Consider the following 20,493-nt stretch of genomic DNA (forward strand, 5'->3'; position numbering starts at 1 on the left):
CTTATTCTCCCTAACTTTACTTTTATCATTTATATTTGGCTTCTTTTCAGCGCGTTTAATCATGAAGCATCAAAATTTTTGAACTCTTTTGCCACATCGACCAACGCTGCATGGAAAACCATATCCATATCATAGTATTGATAATTCCCTAAGCGACCACCAAACTTGACTTTATCCGCTATCTTATCTGCCTCTTTACGGTAAAGTTTGAATATCTCAGAATTTTTATGATCGTTAACTGGATAATAAGCTTCTTTAGTTTTGTCCCAATTTTGAGGGTATTCTTTGGTTATCACACTCTTGCCCTCGTCTGAGTTTTGATCAAAATGTCGCCACTCCATCACTCGCGTATAAGGCGTTTCGGCATCTGTGTAATTAATGACGGCATTTCCCTGAACATTGTTAGAGTCGTGTATCTCATGCTCAAAATGTAGAGAACGCCACTCTAACTCACCATGTATGTAGTCAAAAAAGCTATCAATCATACCTGTATAAATAATCCGTGGAAATTCTGCCAAATAAGCTTCTTTATCCGCAAAGAAATTCACGCTTAACTGCACATCGATCAGGTCAGAAGCAAGCATCTTCTCAAAAATAGACGTATAGCCATTCACTGGTACACCTTGATACCGATGATTAAAATAGTTGTTGTCATAAAGATAACGAACAGGAAGGCGCTTGATGATAAAACTTGGAAGTTCTGTGGCAGAACGCCCCCATTGTTTTTCAGTATAGCCTTTGATTAGCTTTTCATAGATATCTGTACCGATGAGAGAGATGGCTTGTTCTTCTAAGTTTTTAGGATGAGCGATCACTCCAGCTGCTTCACGTTGTTCTGCGATTTTAGCTGCTGCTTCTTCTGGCGTTTTAGTGCCCCACATCTGGTAAAAAGTATTCATATTGAAAGGAAGATTATAACGCTCTCCCTTATAGTCTGCGACTACCTGATTAATGTAGTTATTAAACTCCGTAAACTGGTTGATATAGTCCCAGACCTCTTTATTATCCGTATGAAAAATATGTGCCCCATATTCATGAACATTAATCCCCTGTTCCTTGCGCGTATACATGTTCCCACCGATATGGTCGCGTTTGTCAATCATGAGTACACGTTTGCCTCGTTTGGCAGCTTCATAGGCAAAAATAGAGCCATAAGGACCTGTACCAACAATGAGATAATCGTAGTTTTTAGTGTTATGCTTCATCCGTTTTTAAGCTTCGCTTTCTTGTATATTTTACGCAAATTTACAGGCTTTCCAATCGAGCCTACAGGGTAAACTGCTCTCCTCCAGCTGTAAATCACTGATTTAATTTCAAATTTTCAATATAAGGGTGATGGCCATTTTTCCATGAAAGTTGTCCTGTGTAAAGCGCACGATGACCTCCTCTATGATAGCCTATGCCATTGACCCAGCCATGGAGCATCACATGGGTCCCTCCAAAAATGTCCAAACCACCCGGACCAACGACAATTCCCCCTGTGCTATGTGTCGTTAGCAAAGGTGCTACATACTGATAAGGACCATAAAGATTTTTACTCGTGGCATAGCCTGTAAAATAGTGTGACGTCCCGTAATTACCTGCTGAGAAAAAGAGGACGTAAGTACCATCTGGCGCTACAGCTAACTCTGGGTTTTCAATAGTTGATACAACTCTCTCTGTGCCGTTGTGAGGAGGATTAGGGATTGACAAATCTGTCAGCAGTTTTTTAGGGTTGCTCCCGATAAGCTCTGCATTACTGTCAATCTCAATCATCCACAAGTGACTAGGAATTTTGATGTCATTACCATCGTTCTTATAGAGGAGATAATATCTGCCTGTATCATGGTCCTTAAAGAAAGCAGGATCAATGACGCCACCTTCGGTATCTGAGATAATAAAGGGATAATCTCTCGCCTCAAACTTCGCTGTGGCACTCTTAGTTGTAGCGATTCCAATACGGCGTTTGCCATTTTCTTTACTGGGTGCTGAAAAGGCCAGTAAGGCTTGATCGCCCCAAACCACCACATCCGGCGCCCAAAAATCCGTAGCTTTTGACCATTCTGGTGTGTGAGGCAAGGCATTCCCGCGTAACTTGTAGGTGCCTTGTGGCGTATCTGCAGTCGCAAAAGGAACAACGCCGATACCTGAGGCTGTTGAAAAAGCGTAATATTTCCCTTTAAAGGCTATGCCTGCAGGATCTGGAAAGTTTTCTGTTGCTTCTCCTATTTTTTCTTTAGTCATGATGACCTCCTTTTTGGGGGTTAAATTTTTAAAAATTGTAGTGACATACTTTTTAGATGAAAACATTGTTTCGGGTTATTACTGAGGCATAATTAGAAAGTCCTCGCAAATAGTAGCAGACAAGCTTGCTAAAATATATTATTTGTGCATTTTACATACTCAGGGACTTTCAGCATCTTGCTTCTGAACAGATCGTTCTTCCACCCTTATCTCACGTCGCTCTCCATTTATGTTAAAGAAAAGTGTACGATATCCTGTATCATTGGCAGCACCAATCAGCTCTAAATGGATAACCAAAACCTTTCCTTTTTCCAACTGAACTTCTATTTCTTCGCCTTGATACATACCATAAAAAAATGTTGGAGTATCCAAGTGAGTAATTGCCCCGTATCTTTTTTGCTTTTCTTTGTAATCTAAAAGTACTTGTGGGTACATCAAAAAGAAAGGGTTGATTTTATCTTCAAGCTCTGGGAAGTCATTGACTGTTATATCTGAAATATAATTTAATATTTTTGTAGACGGGCTGACTGTGGGCTCCGAGGTAAAAAGTTCAGGAGTTTGGTCAATAAAACTTGTTTTAGCTTGACCTGTTAAAAAAACTGGATGCTCAACAATATTTATCAAGAAAGGAAGATTTGTTTCAACCCCTTGAATGCAAAATTCACGCAATACACGAGCCATCTTCCGCGCGGCTTCATCAAAATCAGGTGCATAAGTTACAGCTTTTACCAGTAAAGTGTCAAAATAAGCTAGAAGCTCATAGCCCACATAAGCATTGCCAATATCTAGTCTCACTCCACACCCTCCTGATGCATAGTAAGCTTCTATTTTCCCAGGAGCTGGATAAAAGTTATTTTCTGTTTTCTCAGCTCTTATCCGAGCTTGGAGGGCTACACCTTGCATTTTTAATTGTGATTGCTCGGGAATCCCCATAGATTCAAGGCTCAATCCCATCGCGATTTTGAGCTGACTTACAACAAGATCAATGCCTGTAATCATTTCAGTAACGGTATGCGAGGCTTGTATACAAGGTTTCACTTCAATGAAGTAAAAGTCATTATCAGTCACTAAAAACTTAACTGTCCCTGCATTAACATAATCAACACTTTTAGCAAGTTTTAAAGCAGCATTATTTATGTGCATTCTTAAGGTTTGAGAAAGACCCACCGCAGGAGCAATTTCAATATTTTTTTGATTTCTCTGCTGTATTGAACAATCCCGTTCAAAGAGCTGCCTCACGTTGCCATGCTGATCTCCCAAAATTTGAACTTCAATATGTTTAGCATTCTCAATATATTTTTCGACATAGACACGACTAGAACCAGCAAAAGTTTGTGCTTCAGACTTAGCACGGGCGTAACTCGCACGCACTTCAGCTTCATTGCGAGCCACACGCATCCTGCAACTGCCTAAGGCAGCTTTTATTCCTACTGGATAACCATGGCCTCTTGCAAAATTCAAACCCCCTTCCAAACTCACAGAGTCAACTCTTTCAGGGAGCGTTCGAAGACCTGCAGATTCCACCGCTTGCCTTGCTTTAATCTTATCTCCAAAAATATCCAAATGTTTCAAGCTTGGTCCAATAAAAATTAAGCCTGCTTCTTTTACTCTACGTGCAAAATCAATATTTTCAGATAAAAAGCCATAGCCAGGGTGAATAGCATCTGCCTCAGTCTCCTGAGCAATCTTGATAATAGCCTCACTATCCAGATAGGCTTCTGCAGCTTCTTTCCCCTGTCCAATCCGATAAGCTTCATCCGCCTTAAATCGATGAATCGAGAATTTGTCTTCTTCTGCATAGATGGCGACCGTTTCAATCCCCATCTCAGAGGCTGCTTGCATGATGCGTAATGCAATCTCACCACGATTTGCAATCAATATTTTTTTCATATATTTTCTCAAGTCAAGAATATAAGAGAAGAACATTAAAAACTGACGCCATTCTCCCTCACTAGTATTAAGTTACCTCACGGTGAAAGCTTAGAGATTATCTCTTTAAGCTCTAAAGTATTGTTTGCAATTCCAAGGGGCTGTTTAACAAATGTAGAATAATCTGTATCTTGATTAAAACCAAAACCATAAGTTACAGCTATGAAATCTACCCCGGCATTATTTGCCCCTTGAAAGTCTCCTTTGGTGTCGCCGATCATAAGCGCTTCCTCATTTTTCAAGTCTAAACCTTGTAATACGAGATTAATTGTATCTGTTTTAGTCAGCTTTTCGTCGAAGTCAATCCCAACAATTTTGTCAAAACAACTTGCTATTTCAAAATTTTCAAGAATTTCTTCAGCAATATCTTGTCTTTTTAAAGTAGCCACTCCAAGTTTATAGCCTTTCTCCTTCAATTCTGATAATAACTCCGTCATTCCTAAATAAGGTTCAGCTTGATAAATGCCTTTTTCCTTACCATAGGCACGATGAAAAGTAGTGGCTTCACGTGCCGCAGTCTCTGATAAACCAATAATTTCTTGATAAGCCTTTATAGGAGAAGGGCCAACAAATTCGCGGAGACGCTCTTCATGGAAGTCATGAACGTTCATATTATGAAGCGCATAGCGCACAGAGTTAAATATACCTTCTGAAGTATCTAATAATGTACCATCTAAGTCGAATATAATCCCTTTTTTCATGCTTTACCAAGCCAGTCTTTACTTAATTTTTCGATTAACTCTTGATCATATTCAATTTTCTCAGATTCAGGAATAGCTTTCATAATTTTATACATTATTGGCATTTCCATATCTGGATAATTATCCTTGATAAACAGCCCATATGTAGGGTGTAAGCCAAGCTTGGCTGTAATATAAAATGGTACATCATACCCGAAATCATATTTTTTCATAATATTAATAACTGACAAAAGTGGCGTCACATGGTACCGATCCTCCATTGCGTTCAAAGCACCTATAATAATCTCAATATTAAGATTCCCAGCCCCACGCCCAATGCCAAATATAGAAGCATCAATCATAAAAGTACGATTTGAGACATTTGTGGGTTCAGTAATAAGCGTGGTTGTCAATGAGTATGAAAGCTGTAAATTATTGTGTGAATGCCAACCAATAACGACCTCATCCTCCAACATGTCATTGGCAATATTAAATTTAAGTAAAACATCACTCCGATACATTGCTCCAAAAGTATCAACAATATAGAAAGCGTATAAATTACGCATTTTTTGAACTTGTTGTATTAAATCAACATATTCAGCAATACTGTAACTTGACACAGCAGTAGGTTGGAAGCTAACATCATAGCCTTTATCAATGAGCTTTTGAGAAAACTCAACTCCCGCTGCAATATTTTCCTTATGAATCGTCACGCGCAGGAGTTTAACTTGACCACTTGTATCCGCATAACTTGGAACATTTTCAAGATTAACCTTACCATGCTCAATCATCATGGCTGCATAAGTAATACCATGTTTAGCTAGTAACTTATTTGCACTATCAATACTATTGAAAACTACAGATTTTTCCTCATTTTGGGCAGCATCTCGTAAAAAGCCTAATTCAATAATATCTACTTTTGACTGTTTTAAGGCCCCTAGAACAGTGCCAATATCCTCTTTTCCCCATTGCCAATTATTTGTGTAACCTCCATCGCGGAGGGTTACATCTAGTAGTTTAATTTTTTTCATTTATACCCTATTTCTAATGCTGTCACTTCAGCCCCTTGATAACTTGTCAAAATTTTGTGCTTTAGCAGTCATCAGCATCTCGTTTCTTAAATTATCATCCAAAAAAGGAACTTCATCATTTGCTATTCGTTCAAACAAGATTCCTCTTACTTTTTCAGCATCTTTTCTTGTGTCTACACTCAAAGTTTTAACATTTGTCAAAACAAACTTTAGCTTATGTCCATATTCAAGAAATCTATATTCATCAATGTCTTCGATTTCCTCAATAGGACCTCTAGTATGATTAGAAACAAATTTCAATGCACTTTTCGTAAAACATTGGATGCCCACAAATTTTTTTAACTGGTAGTCCCCTTTACCTTTAGGATATGGAATAGGAGTCCTAGCCATGTATAAACCATTGCCATACACATCTGTTGCAATTTTTATTTTGCTGGTATCAATGGCCTCTATCGGCTCTGTTAAAATCATCATACCGTTTGCAGCATAGCTCTCGTTCGCTTTAACTTTATCAGGAGGTAACAAGTCTAAAATTCCCTGTAGCTCCACTAAAGGTTCATCACCATTAACATTTATATAGAAATCCGCATCTACTTTTTCAGAAAATTCACTTAATCGGTCTAAATGCGTCGCATGAGAAACTTTAGTCATCACATACGGTATATTGTACATTTCACAAACTTCAACTACTTGTGTGTCATCACACGCCACGTAAACTTCTGATAATTGCTCAACAAGTTTCATTTGATTGTAAACCCACCAGAGCATTGGTCGACCGAAAAAATCAACCAACGGTTTTCCTGGGAACCTTGAACTTGCATAACGCGCCGGAATGACACCAATAATTTTTTTCTCAGTCATGCTACTCCTTCCATGTCATACTACTTACCCTATACTTATTCAACCAATAAACCTAAACCGCCTTTCCAATTTACGTATAATTCAATTGATTTTTCATCCTCCCAAGTGTACAAAACTGGACGTTTATTTTTTGAAAGATAAGGATAGATTTTTTCGCTATATTTACCTGCTATTTTCGTGGCAGCTATTCCTGCTTCTGTTTCACGCCCAACATAAAAATCAATTGTTTTATTACGGACTAAAAACTCCTTTATGCTCTGTATGTTGATTGTAATTTCTTCCTCAAACGGGTATGAAATATAACTAGTTAGCTCTCTATTTGAAATGAAAAGTTTGAAATCCTTTCCTACAATCTCAGGACTCGGTTTTACAAACAAAACATCACCTTGAAGATGAAGAGTTATAAAGGATTTTTTTAAATTACCCAAATCCCTAAGATTAAAATCAAGAAGTGCATTTTTTCTCAATATATTTAGTTTCTCATCCTGTTCAAGATACTGGGGACTCAATTTTATAAATTGTTCGGGAGTCGCTTTATTAACCCTTTTATAAGCATTCTGTAAATTACGAGAAAGTGAAAAATCTTCGACCTGAAGTATGTCATAAATGGTTTTTGTGTGCTTAGTCATATAGGGTTTATATATGCTGTTTTTGAAGGCTTCACGCAATATTTGATGCATCCTCTGATTAAACAAAAATGCATGACGTTCATCCGTCTCAATAAAGATTCTATGAAAAGCAGGAGAAAGCATAACCTTTTCGAAAAATCCTGCGCCATGAGAAAACTGAAATTCAGAGCCTTCAAACAGATTCATACACTGTATGAGTTGATCAATCATTTTTTCAAGTTGGCTCATACTAAAATCACTTGATAAATTATGCTCTGAAAATTTTCTTTGCCAATAATAATAGGTTTGGTTGGCCAGTATAGAAATCCTATCTGTTTTTGCATAAACCTGTGCCATAAAATAATAATCTTCATAACTTGTATTATCTTCTCTAAAAACTATATTGTTCTCTACTAAAAAGTCTTTCCTATGCAAAGCAGACCACACGAAAACAACGGCAGGAAAATGCACATCTAAAATATTGACACGGCCAATATTTCCATGGTTATAAATATGAGGAGAAGCACTACCAGAGTTTGACACTGCAACATTTTTCCCCATCAACAAGTCACTTTCCCACTTTTCAGCATAAACAAACATCTCGTAGAGTGAGCCTTCTCCCCCCAGTTGATCATCGTTATCCATAAAGGCAATATACTTCCCTTTTGCCATTTTCATGCCTAAATTACGTGGTTCAGAAAGCCCTCCACTATTTTTTCCTAACACATATATCGTTGCAGGGATTTCTGGATGTTTTTCTATCCAATCCTTTATCCATTCCACAGTCCCATCAGGAGAGGCATCATCTACAAAAACAAGTTCAAATTGGAAACCTTCATGTAATTGATTCTGAATGGACTCTAAACCTCCCTCAATTGCTAGTTTACCATCAACTTTTTTGTTAAATATTGACCATGTAGGAATGATAATACTTACATCCACTTGATTATTCATAATCGTTTAATCTCCTAAATTCCAACAATTATTGTGTTGAAAGATTCCTTAAAATAATTTTTGCATATACAATGACTGGTTGCTGCCCTTATCTCCTATAAACCTTCATTTCTGGATCATGCATGTCAAATGCCACGCTGTCAATTAATTTTTTATCTTTAGTATCAAATACAACTATATTCATACCTCTACGATTTATAGCATAATCAATACTATCTATCACTATACTTGCAGTATTTCCTGATTTCAAAGGTTGTGATAACAAACGGAATTCAATGCCATTAATTGTTTCAAAAATCTCGCTTGTGCTGCTCTCAGCTCCTGTTTTTTGAACAACTTTTCCGTTCATATCTCTTATTCCAGAAAAAGGTATCCAAGTAGAACTTACAAAATCTGAAAAACCTATTTTTCTCATTGCTTTTTCTTCATTTAATGAAATTTTATATCCTGCAGTGTCTTTCACTGCAACAGCTACTACAAGCTGATTTGTTGATTCAAAAATATCATTTAAAACTTTAAGATAGGTTCCAAATGTTTGAATAGATTTTAAATCACTCTGATTCCCTGTATTAGCTTGGAACTCTAAGTCTTTCAACTGTCTATATTGGTTGTTCGCTCTGGATTCCAAATTTTTAATTAATACATTTTGAAGTTGTTCAGAAATTTTCGCAGTTTGAATTTCGATTTTTGGTGAAAATAACACTAAATCAATTTGAGTTTTTGGAAGTGAAATCGTAAAAAATAGCCTGTATAGTCTGTCAAAAATATCTTGCTCAAAATCCGCACGATTATTAAAAGAATGAAAATAGATATATTCCAAGTTCATCGGTGATACATTTGATTGTGTTCTTGCTTCTTTATTTAACTCAAGTACTGTCAAATCATTTTTATTCAATTGAACTCCCAGTCCATGAAGTCCAATGGTATTTCCAGGATATCTTAATGGCTTGTTTATTTCCTTCTGAATGAAGAATGTGTCATAAGTTACTTCAGATAAATCTTTCTCTTCTATAACTGTAATTTCTTTTTCAAAATAGTACTTAAGTATCATCTCAATTTGGGATTTATATGGTACTTCTGACACAATTTTAGGTTTGTCATAACTTTCTAGAATAAACTTTAATACAACAAGAAGCTTTGGATAGTCTAAATAAACCAAGTAATGATCCATTCCAAGAGATAGTGTTTCTTTTGGATTAAAATAATCACTAAATGCTTGAGACGTAGACGTAATTCCAATAATTCTGTTGACAGAAAAGCTATCTTTTAAACTTAAAAAATCTGTTGGCAGAGCTGATAAAGCTCTCACTGATGAATCATTCATAATTCGTTGAGTTTCATACTCGCGAAAGAATGCACGTGGATGCCATTTAATAATTGGATTATCAGTGTCTTTGGCAAAAATATCTAAAAGTAGTTGCATTTGATAAATTAACAATGGAACCATACGAGAATATTCTTTTTTATATAGTCCAAAGCTTCCAAAAAGAATGTTTCTCCAATCGTCCATTGTATCGGTAAAATCTCTTGGTATATTTAAGAAAGCACGCGGATTTTGTGCCAATATCAAAGCAGGAGTTTTTCCAGTTTTTACTAGCGGGTCATTAACATTGTAAAAAACTTTAATTTTATCAAGTTCCTTTTCCGATAGCTTTTTCAAATGACTATTATAATCCCAACCCACACATTCCAATGTCGAAAGGTCTGGTTGGTTTGACTCTTTTTTTAACAGTACTTTATTGCCGGGAGTTTTAAAATAAGTGCCAACTTTCTGACCAAAAGAAACCATGTGATCTATAATATCTTTAGCATTATTGACTGAAGATTCAATCCATGTAAATGGAATTTTTTTGTGATAAAGATATTTAGGAAAATCAAAATCCCATTCACTACTGATGATAAACTCATCAAAATCAAATAGATTTATATCAGCTTCATACAAACTATTATCCATTTTCTTCAAAAAATCTTGATCTTTAATTGAAGGAGTTTCGCGGAAATAAAAACTATCTAATACTTTAACTGCATCAAAGATTTTACTTTCTTTCATCGCCGAAAGAGTAAGACCTGCTCTCTCTAACTCCTTGTAACCTTCAGACGCACTATAGCGATTCTGATCTTGAACTATAAGCAATGCTCTTTTATCAACATTAATGGTCAATTTATGCGTTATAATTGTGGGCAAATGTACAGGCAAAGCCGCATAATATAAAATCATCACATCTCCTCTTACAAACCCAAATACTCCATCCAAAATTCCTTAGAATGAAACTTCTCCGCATGGACATGATAATCTGCTGCAACTTCTGCGCCGCGTGCTTCAAAGTCTTTCAGCAAAGCTTCACGTCGAGCTTCTACTTGTTCATACAGTTCCTGATTGCGTTCCCGCATAGCATAGGTTTTGTTATAAGTATCATATACAGCAATCCGCTTACGCATGAATTGCTTACCAGGATTTTCTAGCATTTCTTGATTAATGATTGGGACATGTTTAAGGTCGTCATCAAACATGTTGAACGACCAGTCAGGTAGACCGTGTCCATTATCAGAGTCAATGAAAACGCGAATATCTTGTGGCGAAAGCCACCAGTATTCATCTGCTGTATCTGTACGCGCTTTAATCTCCTCAGGAATCTCTTTTGAAAGCACTTCGTTTTTAGCACTGACACGGCGAATGGTAGAGATACCATCCAAACCAGCAATATACTCAGGTCCTTTCAGATAGTCTTCCAAGGCATCCAGTACTTGGTCCGCAGCACCATAGTTAAACATGCGTAACTCTTTTTTATAAAGCTCTATATATTTTTCCAGATAATCCACGTCTGGTACAAAACCATTGACGGACTGGTCAATCAAAATATTTCTTAAACCAAGGTAACCGTCTAAAGCTTTTGACTTTTTGGTATAAAAGGGCAGATGCCACACAGCTAAGCCGTTCATGGTCATGATTTGTGCCTTGTTTCGAATTGAAAACTCAATATCATCTCCACGATAAAAAATAGGAAGGGACATTGACTTATCATCAATGAATTTTAAAGGCACAACAGCATACCACCACGCAGCATATTGATTTTCTACGGGATAAGTCAAGTTATTCCGTAGAATATCTTTTAGTTCTGTCAAGTCATAACGGTCTTTTGTTGGAAAGTTTACAACAGCTTGGTTTGAGCTTAAAAAACCTGTATCTTCATACTGCGTAATCCCGTCCAGCGAATCCAGCATAGCTCCCGAGATAAAGTGGTCTTGATATTCAGTTTTAACAATAGAAAGAAGGGCAAACGTCCGCTTAAAACTTTCTGGCAAAACTTCTATATCATCGTCCATAAAAAGAATATGTGTGGCAGCAAAACGTCCCATTTTTTGATGATTGAGCGTTTCGATCATGCCCCGAGTAAAGCCGCCTGCGCCACCTACGTTAGGATTGGCAAAGAGTGAGACATATTGGCTTTCAACTTCAGCAGCTGTAAGACTTTGCCCATTGTCAACAACATTGACAAAGAGGTGGCCTTCACCCAGCTGATTGAGTCCAGCTTCTTCTGAAGTTGCTTCAAAGATATTGTTACGAATATTGTCAAGATTGTTCAAAACATATTCTTCTTTTTGGAAAGTTGTGGTATCGAGCGCAATTTTTACGTCACGAATAGCGCTTTTTTCAACTGTCGCATACCAGGCGACATCAAAAACCTGAGCTTGCCCCTCAATCTGGAAGCCAACCATCATATTATCCGTTGAATCTGCTTCGACTGGAATCAGCAGTGTTTTTTTCTGTTCAGACTGAACACTGTAGCTCTTGATTCGCTGAATCACATCTGTTTGCGTTGATTGATGATTCATGGCATTACGGCGGAAAAGATCATCAATAGGAGAGGCTTGGATATCATCGAAAGCTTTCCTGAAACCCAGCTTACGTATTTCTTCAATGTGTGAACGCAGACTGTTTTCAACAATGTGTAAGTCAAACTCTCCCTTTACTTCAAGTTTCAGATAAATCTGTTTTGCTTGGGTATAGGTCAGCCACTTGTTTACCGAAACCATATTCAAATAGGTAGTGAAGTCCGTCAAACCATCTACATATGTCACACCATCACTAACAATTGCCGTGTCTTCAAGATAATAAAGCTCACGTTTGTCCCCTTTTTTATTCTCCCCCTCAGGCATGATGATGTTTTGGATACGAAAAGCAGTTTCGTTTTCTAAGTGTTCAACCGTTCTAAAATTTGACAATTTAGTTGTTGATTTAAGCAAGATCAGTTCAAAATAGACACCCGGAAATTTTGTGGACTCTCCTCCCATATATGTAGGATTTCCATCAATTATTTGAAAAATACTCGTCAGTTCATAGTTTTTTCCAAAGAGCCAGATTTCTTCCCCCTGTATTTCCCAATACATCTCATTATCATCGGAGTAACCACCGATAGTGAAGTCTTTGTTGAAGGAAAACTCTTGACTAAAAACCTCTTGCTTGACTTTAGCAAATTTATAGACTGAAGATGTCAAACTGTCGTACAAGTCCGTTTTCTGTGAGATTTTCAACTCAAATTTTACCTTCTTGAATTTGAGTGATTGTCCTCTCAAATGGAGAAAATCAGTTTCCTCTAGAGAAAATGCTGCTGTTTGTTCTCCCTGCGCATCAAGAAAATAAAGGGTTTCATCTTTGAGCTCCCACCCTACCTCATATTCAGTACGATAACCACCAATTGTTCCATCTTCGTTAAGGTGTAGACTTTCGGTAAAGGGAGTATTATTTACTTTCCCGAAACTCCAAATCTTGTTTTGCAGCTGTTCTTCTAGCTTTGACTGTTTTTTCATTTTAGTTCCCTTTTTTTTTTGATTATTTTTCTTGCTAACGCTTATTGAAAAGTTGGGCAAACCCCTCAAACCCATGTTCATGCCAAAGATCGGTGATAACTAACAGGCGATAGCTCTCATTATCAAAATCTTTGGGAAGATGAATAACGTAGGAACTCTCTCCCAAAGATTTAACCTTTAGTCTCACCCTGTTATGATAAGGGTCTTTAAGCTCACGGAGTTCCACATATTCAACCTTTTCTCTTGTAAAACATTTAAAATAAAATTTATCTTCCTCAATTTTTTCAGCAATGGCACGTACATTAATCTTGACTAAAGGATGCTTTTTATTGAAACGTTTGAAAGCAAACTGCTCACCATCAAACTCGAAAGCCTTGAATTTTCGTACGCCCAAATGGCTTATTCGATGCCAGCGGTGAAAGCTCATGATCTTTGCAAAGTCTTCTTCTTTCAGATACTGCCAAGCGACCACACGCGCACCAGTTCGGAAATGTCGCGTAGGGTCAAAATCTATCTGTCCCAGATAATAATCGATTTGCGTTTTGAAATCTTTGAACCTCTTTTTGCCAAAAGCATAACCGATATCCGTCCGGAGGATAAAGTCCCAAACCAACCACTCTAAACGTCGGGAAATAAATTTTTCCTTAGATAAGTCATCAGGATAAGTCCTGTGGATATAGCCTAAGGCACGTAACCAAGAAATCATAAAGTTTCTATTGATGGTTTTAGATAAGCCCTCATTATCTGCATCACGGTTCAGGTAGGTTGTTAGCCGATCCCCTTGCGTTATTGTTTTAGAAAAACGCATAGCCTGATAGAAAAAGGTTACATCATCCGCCACTCTCTGATTAACGAAGTGGAGATTGTTATCATGAACCATCGCGCTGCGTACAATGACTGCCTGTGGTCCAAGCCAGCCATAGAACTCTGGCGACAAGCTGTTGATGTCACGATTAAAAATCTCCCCCTCATAATAATACGGCTTGGACTTCATCGAGAGATGACCATTGATGGACTGAACCATTCCTGTGACTGCAAAGTCATCACCTGAGCGGTCCAATAAGTCAGTCATGTATGCCAGAGCATCCAGAGCATACCAGTCGTCCGCATCTAAAAAGACCATATATTCCCCTCGCGCATTGAGAATGCCGACATTTCGCGGCCCATGTGCGCCTCCGGTATTTTTATCAAGCACGTAAAGTTCGATCGAAGGGTACTTTTCTATATAAGTTTCCACTATTTTTACTGAGTCATCTGTTGATTTGTCATCCAAGAACATGATTTGAATATGTTCAGCTGCTAAGCTTTGATGAACCAAGCTGTCCAACATCTTTTTCAGATAAGGTGCGTTATTATAGTTGGCAATGACTACAGAAATTTTAGGCTTTTGGCTTATTTCTCCTGAGGTGGTCAATGTGAAGTTGGGCAAAGCGGATTGCCAGCTCTTATCCGTTAAAGGATAGGCGTAATGTGAAAATTCTTCAGCTAAATTCATATCTACTTTCTATAAAAAGTCGGAAATACGTTCACGAATGTTATAGTGCAGCTGCGTGCCTAATAACAAAATGAAGGAAGTAATTGCCCAAAAAGACAGGATGATCGAGGGATCTACCTCCCAAAACCATTGTGTGCCAAATATGGCATCTCTAAAACCCTCAATCAAGTAATAAAAAGGATTAATCATCACGGCTTGGAGTAAAAATTGCGGAATCTGATTGAACTGCCTCATCGAAAACACGGCCCCTGACATGAACATTAAAAATCGAAATGAATAATTCAAAAAGAACTTCAAGTCGGGAAAGACAATCATAATCGTAGCATTCAATAAAGATGTTGAAACCGAAAAAATAACTAAGGCAAAGAAATAATAAATCACTTGTAAAAGATGAAGGCTAGGAATAAAGCCGTTATATACAGCTCCAATAAGTCCCGCAGTAATCATAATCCAAAACTCACTCAAAAAGCCAAAAAAGGCGGATGTGGGCAGTATACTGACGGGGAACTTCATCACAGAAGCCATGCGCAACTGGTTATAAGTCGTTAGAGCGCCCGAAACTATTGTTTTTTGCATGAGTCCCCAAACACCAAGCCCAATAAACATCCAAGGAAGCACAGGATAACCACCGGGTATGACCCGCTTCATCAGAATGCCAAACAAGAGGTAAAATATACCCAGCTGAAACAAGGGATCCAAGATTTCCCAAACACGACCAAACCGATTACTCATGGTTGCACTTTTTGTGTTGTACCTTGACATGTTATAAGCCACAGGTAGGTATCGTATTTGTTCTTTAAAGTATTGCAAGACGTTACTCATTTTGCACACCTTTCTGATTTAGATATGTAATATAGACGACGAGGGAGGGAGTAAAGTTCCAGTCCTCAGTAATTTTTCCATTGCATGCTGTCTATAGATTAGCTTCCTGGAACTTTGATTACTTGGTTGGCCATGAGCAGGCTTAGGTCTTGCCCCTGATTCAACCGAACCAGCTCCTCAACGCTCGTGTGAAATTGGAGCGCAATGCTCTCCAAAGTATCACCAGCTTGAATGGTGTATTCTGTCAAGGCGGTTTCGCTTTCCCCGGAAGCTTGATTTTCTGGCACTTGGATAACCTGTCCCACCATCAAAACACTCAAATCCTGCGCATGGTTCAAACGTATCAACTCCTCCACACTGGTGTGAAATCGGAGCGCGATAGCATCTAATGTATCACCAGCTTGGATACTGTACTCCACCAACCTAGGTGTACTTTCTTCTGGTTTTTCTTCCTCATTTTGAGAGCTTTCATTTTGCTCTGGCTTTTTATCTGCTTCCTCTTGAACGGCTTCTCCCTGAGGCTTATCTTCTTTGGGAGGTTCAGCCGGCAGATTTCCTTGTTCTCTCTGACGTTCCAAAAAACTCTGCTTAGGCTGAAACAAATGGTTGCCAAAGAAACCAATGGGATTCTTTAATGAAGTCATTAAAGTTGCCTTAGAGGTGTTGACTAAAACAAGCCAAATAAATAGAAAACCAAAAAAGAACAGTAAAACCTTGGTGGGTAAACTAGACTTCTTCTTCATCGCTTTTGAGGTGAATTTTTTAAGATTATTTTTCCCTTTTCTGGTCTCTCTCGTTTCTGAACGCCTGAGTTCTTTTTTATACTCTTCCATGGAATAAGCCAGCTGTTCTTGGCGAACTTTTGTTTTATAGTCTTCCTGCTGCTGGCGGTCTAGACCGTTGAACCAATGAATAAAGGCTTCATACTTGGGTAAAACTTCATCAACTGGTCCGTATTCTTTAACTGCCCCGTAATGAAGCCATAACACCTTATCCGACCAAGAACGCACCGTCGAGATGGAGTGGGAAACGAGCAAAATCGTTTTCCCTTTTTCGCGGAATTCAAACATTTTTTTCTGTGATTTCCCAACAAATGTTTGATCCCCTGTGGCTAATCCTTCGTCAATAACCATAATGTCTGGGTCTTGATGCACCATGACAGAAAAGCCTAACTTGGCACGCATACCGGAGGAATAGGTCTTGACGCGTTGATCAATAAACTCTTTGAGTTCCGAGAAAGCAATGATATCCTCCATTTTTTCCTCAATTTCACGCTTGGACATTCCTGACATCAGCCCTTTTAGGCGAATATTTTCACGACCAGTCAAATTTCCATTGAGACCTGAGGAGGCAGAGATGATTGAGACATCGCCATTAATTTCAACTTGACCTGTCGTTGGTGAAATTTGACCCGAAATAATGTTAGAAAGTGTTGATTTCCCCGAACCATTGAGCCCCACAATACCAATGGTTTCACCATCATAAAGCTCAAAAGATACATTACGTAAAGCCCAAAAATCTTGTTTATTAGTCGGAAAAAAAGCTTTTTTAATGCGAGATTCTCCACTTTTAGTGCTGATCAAATCAAAGCGTTTCGTAACATAACTCGCTTTAATTTTTATCTTTTTGTCATTTTTCGTAATTATAGCTCCTTTTATTATACATTTTTGTTTCTTTATGTCAAATTATTATCTACTGTTTCTGGGTAACTTCATTTGATTAAGTGTGTATCATACTTAAATTCAAGATAAAAAACATTCATATTAAGTGCGTAAATAATAAGCTAAAAAAAGAACCTGTCTTCACCGGTTCTTGCTAAATTTTAATCCATTTTCCTTTTAAGACGACTGATGTCTGAGAGCTTTTTTCCTCTGAAAAACTGTTCTCTTAACGTTTAAAACCTCCTGCTCCTCTTGCGCTGTAACAGAACTGATACGTCTTGAAATTCCTTTGTGTATTTATGTTGGTATATCATTTTGTCTTTTTCAGTTTTTTTAATATAATACCAGTAACATAACATCTTTCTAAAAATATTTAAAAGATTGGAGAACCAAATGGAAAAAGTAAGGAGTTTCAAATTAAAAAACAACGGTGCGTTTGTGGTGAGAATCCACGTCTTAAAACTGATTAATGAGACGTGGCAAAATATTACCCCCTCATCAGGTTACCGTGACATTACCCTAGGCGCAGAACGTACAGTAGACCTACAAAGCATTCCTAAACTAGCGCCTGGAGAAAAGGTTAAGCTTAAGGCAGAAGTTGTCTTGGGAAAGAACAGAGCAGCTCCTGAAGAGTTTATTTACGACCCTTCAGGTCCAACTGTAGTTTATGAGATTATGGGCACAACGCTAAACCCCAAACTCAGACTGTCACGAAGAATCTAAGTTTTCTAATGAACAAATTATAAATGTTTGATCGAGCGAATCGCTCTGCATAACTAAAAAGGCAAAAGCATTATTGAAGCCAAAAAAACAGATTCCAACTTTAATACTAAACACGGTCTTACTCTTGACAGAACTTCAAAAGCCCTCAGCAAAAAGTCGCAATGTTACTGTTTTAACCCAAACAGTAAAAAAAAATGCTTAACCACGGTTGAGCATTTTTCTATTTCCAATCCTTTTCTTATCACGGCACCATACAATTCCTTACAGGTTGAGGTCTCAATATTTTTTTGACTTCTTCTTGCCTCTATTGCCAAATTTTCCTTTAGCAGCGGCAGTGTAAAATGGCTTTTTCTTTTTTGACTTTCTTCTCTGTTTTTTTCTTTGAGTGCTTTCAGAGTGATTGTTTCCATCTCTTGAAGTTTTACGCGCCTCTTTTTTATCAGACGGTCTGCGGCGTGAGCCTTTTTCTTTTTTAGACTTCAAATTTCTTTCAACAAGGTCAAGCTCACTCTTGACATACTCAAAATCAATATCACCCGTCACCTTATCCGCTTTAGTGACTCGAATTTTAATCGGTTGACCGATACGGAAAACAAGCCCTGTTCTTTCACCAACAAGCGCCATCATACGTTCATGGAAGCTCATATACTCACCTTTGATGGTGGAAATATGAACCAAACCTTCGATGGTATTTTCAAGCTCAATAAACATTCCGAAGCGAGTCACGCTGGCAATAACACCTTCAAACTCTTCGCCCACATGTTTTTCCATGAATTCGGCTTTCTTCATCTTTTCGACTTCACGTTCAGCATCAACGGCGCGGCGCTCACGGTTACTTGATTGTTGGGCAATTTCCGGTATTTTTTCCGCCCAATATTCGATAGCCTTTGGACTTGGTTGGGTCAGCTCACGAATCAGGCGATGGACAATCAAGTCAGGATAGCGCCGAATTGGGCTGGTAAAGTGCGTATAGTTTTCTGCTGCCAAGCCAAAGTGCCCATAGTTGTCTTCCGAATAGCGTGCTTGTTGCATGGAGCGCAGGAGCATTGTTGAGAGGACCATTTCTCCTGGTTGACCTTTTACTTTTTTCAAGAAATCTTGCAGAGCTTTTTGGCTAACTTCTGTTGATGTCCCTTTGACTTGCAAGCCAAAGGTTGCGGCAAAGTCAATAAAGCGTATCATTTTTTCTTCCTTAGGATGTTCGTGAATCCGATAAATCCCTGGCAAATGACGCGCTTCAAAGCTGCTTGCAACTGTTTCGTTAGCAATCAGCATGAAGGACTCAATCATGCGTTCTGCTGTTCCACGACTCCGCTTGCGAATCTCGATAGGCAAGCCATTTTCGTCAACGATAATGCGTGCTTCCGTGGTTTCAAAATCAATGGCTCCACGACGATGACGCATCACTGCTAAAGCTTCATGGAGTTCAGCCATGACTGCCACAGATTCTTTAATGGCAGCGTATTTTTCCAAGGCTTCCTCGTCACCAGCAAGCATCAAGTTGACAGCATCATAGGTCATACGTTCAGTCGTTTTGATTATTGAAGGTCCTATTTGTGAGTGAAGGACTTTTCCTTCTGGCGTAATCTCCATCACACAAGACTGGGTCAAGCGATTAACGCGTGGGTTGAGTGAACAGATTCCGTTTGAGAGGCGTTCTGGCAGCATTGGCACAACACGATCGGCCACATATACTGACGTTCCACGTTCAAAAGCTTCACGGTCCAAGGGCGAATTTTCAGTGACATAGTGTGACACATCGGCGATGTGAACGCCCAACTCATAGTTCCCATTATCCAAGCGTTTGATATGCACCGCATCGTCTAAGTCCTTAGCATCTGCACCATCGATGGTAAATGTGATTTCGTTACGATAGTCCACACGCCCCATGATATCTTTCTCATCTACTTCTTCTGGAACAGCGTTCGCTTGTGCCAAAACATCTTCTGGAAATTCAGAACGAATGCCAAGTGAAGCTAAAACTTCAAGAACATCAATGCCTTTATCTCCCGCTTGACCGACAATTTCGACAGCTAAGCCTTGCATACTTTTTGGATTTTTCTTATCCGGATAAGCTGTGATCGCAACACGGACCACCGCTTTATCTTCTGGAACCAAACCTTTATCCGTCAGAAAGATAGGATAAGGTAGTTTTTTATCGCGTGATTTCACATAACCGATACGCCCAAACTCTTGACACTCTTTTTCGTCAAATTTGACAAAAGTTCCGACAAGTTCAGTGACCGAGCGTTTCAAAACTTCTGTAACAACACCCTCAGCACTTGTACCTTTTAAAGGGTTGGAATTACTTTTCAGTTCAACTTTTACTTCATCCCCTTCAAGAGCAAAAGCTGTTCTTCCCTTAGGGATAAAAATTTCAGCTTCCTCTGAATCGATAGTCACGAAGCCAAAACCATTTGCATTTGCCCGAAAGCTTCCGACAAGTTCAGCCTTCACTTTAGCGAGTCTAACTTTGCCATTTTTCGTAAATTCCAGTAATCTTTCACTTTCTAAGGCAGCTAAAGTCTTAACAAACCGTTTAAAATCTGAAGCCTTCGTAAGCCCTAACTTAACGGCCAATTCTTCAACAGTGTACCCTCTCTTTGGATGCTTTTTCAGCTCATCTAAAATAACTTCTTTTATTTTCATAGTTCTCCAATATCTCTTTTTCAGTGCTCTTTTGTGGTTCTTTTCAAC

At 38.4% G+C, this 20,493-nt stretch carries 14 protein-coding genes; 1 reads left to right on the forward strand and 13 read right to left on the reverse strand.

The window, feature by feature from the left end:
• Positions 1 to 59: 59 nt before the first annotated feature.
• The 12 genes from glf to NFR51_RS00405 form a co-directional block, all read right to left on the reverse strand.
• A complete protein-coding gene (glf, locus tag NFR51_RS00350) occupies positions 60 to 1,205 on the reverse strand; it encodes a UDP-galactopyranose mutase (RefSeq protein ID WP_251711790.1) in 1,146 nt (381 codons plus the stop codon).
• Between the two features lie 94 nt (positions 1,206 to 1,299).
• On the reverse strand, positions 1,300 to 2,223 hold the full coding sequence (locus NFR51_RS00355; protein ID WP_251711791.1) for a glycoside hydrolase family 43 protein: 924 nt from the start codon (positions 2,221 to 2,223) through the stop codon (positions 1,300 to 1,302).
• Between the two features lie 159 nt (positions 2,224 to 2,382).
• The gene (locus NFR51_RS00360; RefSeq protein ID WP_251711792.1) at positions 2,383 to 4,113 is read right to left on the reverse strand and encodes an ATP-binding protein; all 1,731 of its coding nucleotides are present in this window, start codon (positions 4,111 to 4,113) and stop codon (positions 2,383 to 2,385) included.
• A 77-nt stretch (positions 4,114 to 4,190) separates the two neighbouring features.
• On the reverse strand, positions 4,191 to 4,853 hold the full coding sequence (locus NFR51_RS00365; protein ID WP_251711793.1) for an HAD-IA family hydrolase: 663 nt from the start codon (positions 4,851 to 4,853) through the stop codon (positions 4,191 to 4,193).
• Positions 4,850 to 5,863, reverse strand: coding sequence for a hydroxymethylglutaryl-CoA lyase-like TIM-barrel protein (locus tag NFR51_RS00370; protein ID WP_251711794.1), 1,014 nt, complete (start codon positions 5,861 to 5,863; stop codon positions 4,850 to 4,852). The genes NFR51_RS00365 and NFR51_RS00370 overlap by 4 nt, the downstream gene beginning before the upstream one ends.
• A gap of 27 nt (positions 5,864 to 5,890) precedes the next feature.
• A complete protein-coding gene (locus NFR51_RS00375; protein WP_251711795.1) occupies positions 5,891 to 6,724 on the reverse strand; it encodes a 3-deoxy-manno-octulosonate cytidylyltransferase in 834 nt (277 codons plus the stop codon).
• Positions 6,725 to 6,759: 35 nt separating this feature from the next.
• Positions 6,760 to 8,286, reverse strand: a complete 1,527-nt coding sequence (locus NFR51_RS00380; protein WP_251711796.1) for a glycosyltransferase family 2 protein — start codon at positions 8,284 to 8,286, stop codon at positions 6,760 to 6,762.
• An 88-nt stretch (positions 8,287 to 8,374) separates the two neighbouring features.
• Entirely contained in the window at positions 8,375 to 10,504 is a 2,130-nt protein-coding gene (locus NFR51_RS00385) for a hypothetical protein (protein ID WP_251711797.1), read from the reverse strand.
• 11 nt (positions 10,505 to 10,515) lie between these two features.
• Positions 10,516 to 13,095: a glycosyltransferase family 2 protein gene (locus tag NFR51_RS00390; RefSeq protein ID WP_251711798.1), complete on the reverse strand. Its 2,580-nt coding sequence runs from the start codon at positions 13,093 to 13,095 to the stop codon at positions 10,516 to 10,518.
• A 34-nt stretch (positions 13,096 to 13,129) separates the two neighbouring features.
• A complete protein-coding gene (locus NFR51_RS00395; RefSeq protein ID WP_251711799.1) occupies positions 13,130 to 14,590 on the reverse strand; it encodes a glycosyltransferase family 2 protein in 1,461 nt (486 codons plus the stop codon).
• A 9-nt stretch (positions 14,591 to 14,599) separates the two neighbouring features.
• A complete protein-coding gene (locus NFR51_RS00400; protein WP_251711800.1) occupies positions 14,600 to 15,412 on the reverse strand; it encodes an ABC transporter permease in 813 nt (270 codons plus the stop codon).
• Positions 15,413 to 15,510: 98 nt separating this feature from the next.
• Entirely contained in the window at positions 15,511 to 16,995 is a 1,485-nt protein-coding gene (locus NFR51_RS00405) for a LysM peptidoglycan-binding domain-containing protein (RefSeq protein ID WP_251711801.1), read from the reverse strand.
• A 471-nt stretch (positions 16,996 to 17,466) separates the two neighbouring features.
• Here NFR51_RS00405 and NFR51_RS00410 point away from each other — a divergent pair, with 471 nt between their 5' ends.
• Complete coding sequence (locus NFR51_RS00410) at positions 17,467 to 17,796, forward strand: hypothetical protein (protein ID WP_251711802.1); 330 nt, start codon at positions 17,467 to 17,469, stop codon at positions 17,794 to 17,796.
• Between the two features lie 276 nt (positions 17,797 to 18,072).
• Here the strand turns inward: NFR51_RS00410 and rnr are convergent, their stop codons facing one another.
• Positions 18,073 to 20,445 (reverse strand): ribonuclease R, encoded by a 2,373-nt coding sequence (rnr, locus tag NFR51_RS00415; RefSeq protein ID WP_251711803.1) that lies wholly within the window; start codon positions 20,443 to 20,445, stop codon positions 18,073 to 18,075.
• Positions 20,446 to 20,493: the final 48 nt, after the last annotated feature.

Source organism: Lactococcus ileimucosae, assembly GCF_943193185.1.
GTDB lineage: Bacteria > Bacillota > Bacilli > Lactobacillales > Streptococcaceae > Lactococcus > Lactococcus ileimucosae.

Bases quoted from the DNA above. Each gene is read 5' to 3' on its own strand.
- glf (WP_251711790.1), bottom strand. From the start codon at position 1,205: ATGAAGCATAACACTAAAAACTACGATTATCTCATTGTTGGTACAGGT.
- NFR51_RS00355 (WP_251711791.1), bottom strand. From the start codon at position 2,223: ATGACTAAAGAAAAAATAGGAGAAGCAACAGAAAACTTTCCAGATCCT.
- NFR51_RS00360 (WP_251711792.1), bottom strand. From the start codon at position 4,113: ATGAAAAAAATATTGATTGCAAATCGTGGTGAGATTGCATTACGCATC.
- NFR51_RS00365 (WP_251711793.1), bottom strand. From the start codon at position 4,853: ATGAAAAAAGGGATTATATTCGACTTAGATGGTACATTATTAGATACT.
- NFR51_RS00370 (WP_251711794.1), bottom strand. From the start codon at position 5,863: ATGAAAAAAATTAAACTACTAGATGTAACCCTCCGCGATGGAGGTTAC.
- NFR51_RS00375 (WP_251711795.1), bottom strand. From the start codon at position 6,724: ATGACTGAGAAAAAAATTATTGGTGTCATTCCGGCGCGTTATGCAAGT.
- NFR51_RS00380 (WP_251711796.1), bottom strand. From the start codon at position 8,286: ATGAATAATCAAGTGGATGTAAGTATTATCATTCCTACATGGTCAATA.
- NFR51_RS00385 (WP_251711797.1), bottom strand. From the start codon at position 10,504: ATGATTTTATATTATGCGGCTTTGCCTGTACATTTGCCCACAATTATA.
- NFR51_RS00390 (WP_251711798.1), bottom strand. From the start codon at position 13,095: ATGAAAAAACAGTCAAAGCTAGAAGAACAGCTGCAAAACAAGATTTGG.
- NFR51_RS00395 (WP_251711799.1), bottom strand. From the start codon at position 14,590: ATGAATTTAGCTGAAGAATTTTCACATTACGCCTATCCTTTAACGGAT.
- NFR51_RS00400 (WP_251711800.1), bottom strand. From the start codon at position 15,412: ATGAGTAACGTCTTGCAATACTTTAAAGAACAAATACGATACCTACCT.
- NFR51_RS00410 (WP_251711802.1), top strand. From the start codon at position 17,467: ATGGAAAAAGTAAGGAGTTTCAAATTAAAAAACAACGGTGCGTTTGTG.
- rnr (WP_251711803.1), bottom strand. From the start codon at position 20,445: ATGAAAATAAAAGAAGTTATTTTAGATGAGCTGAAAAAGCATCCAAAG.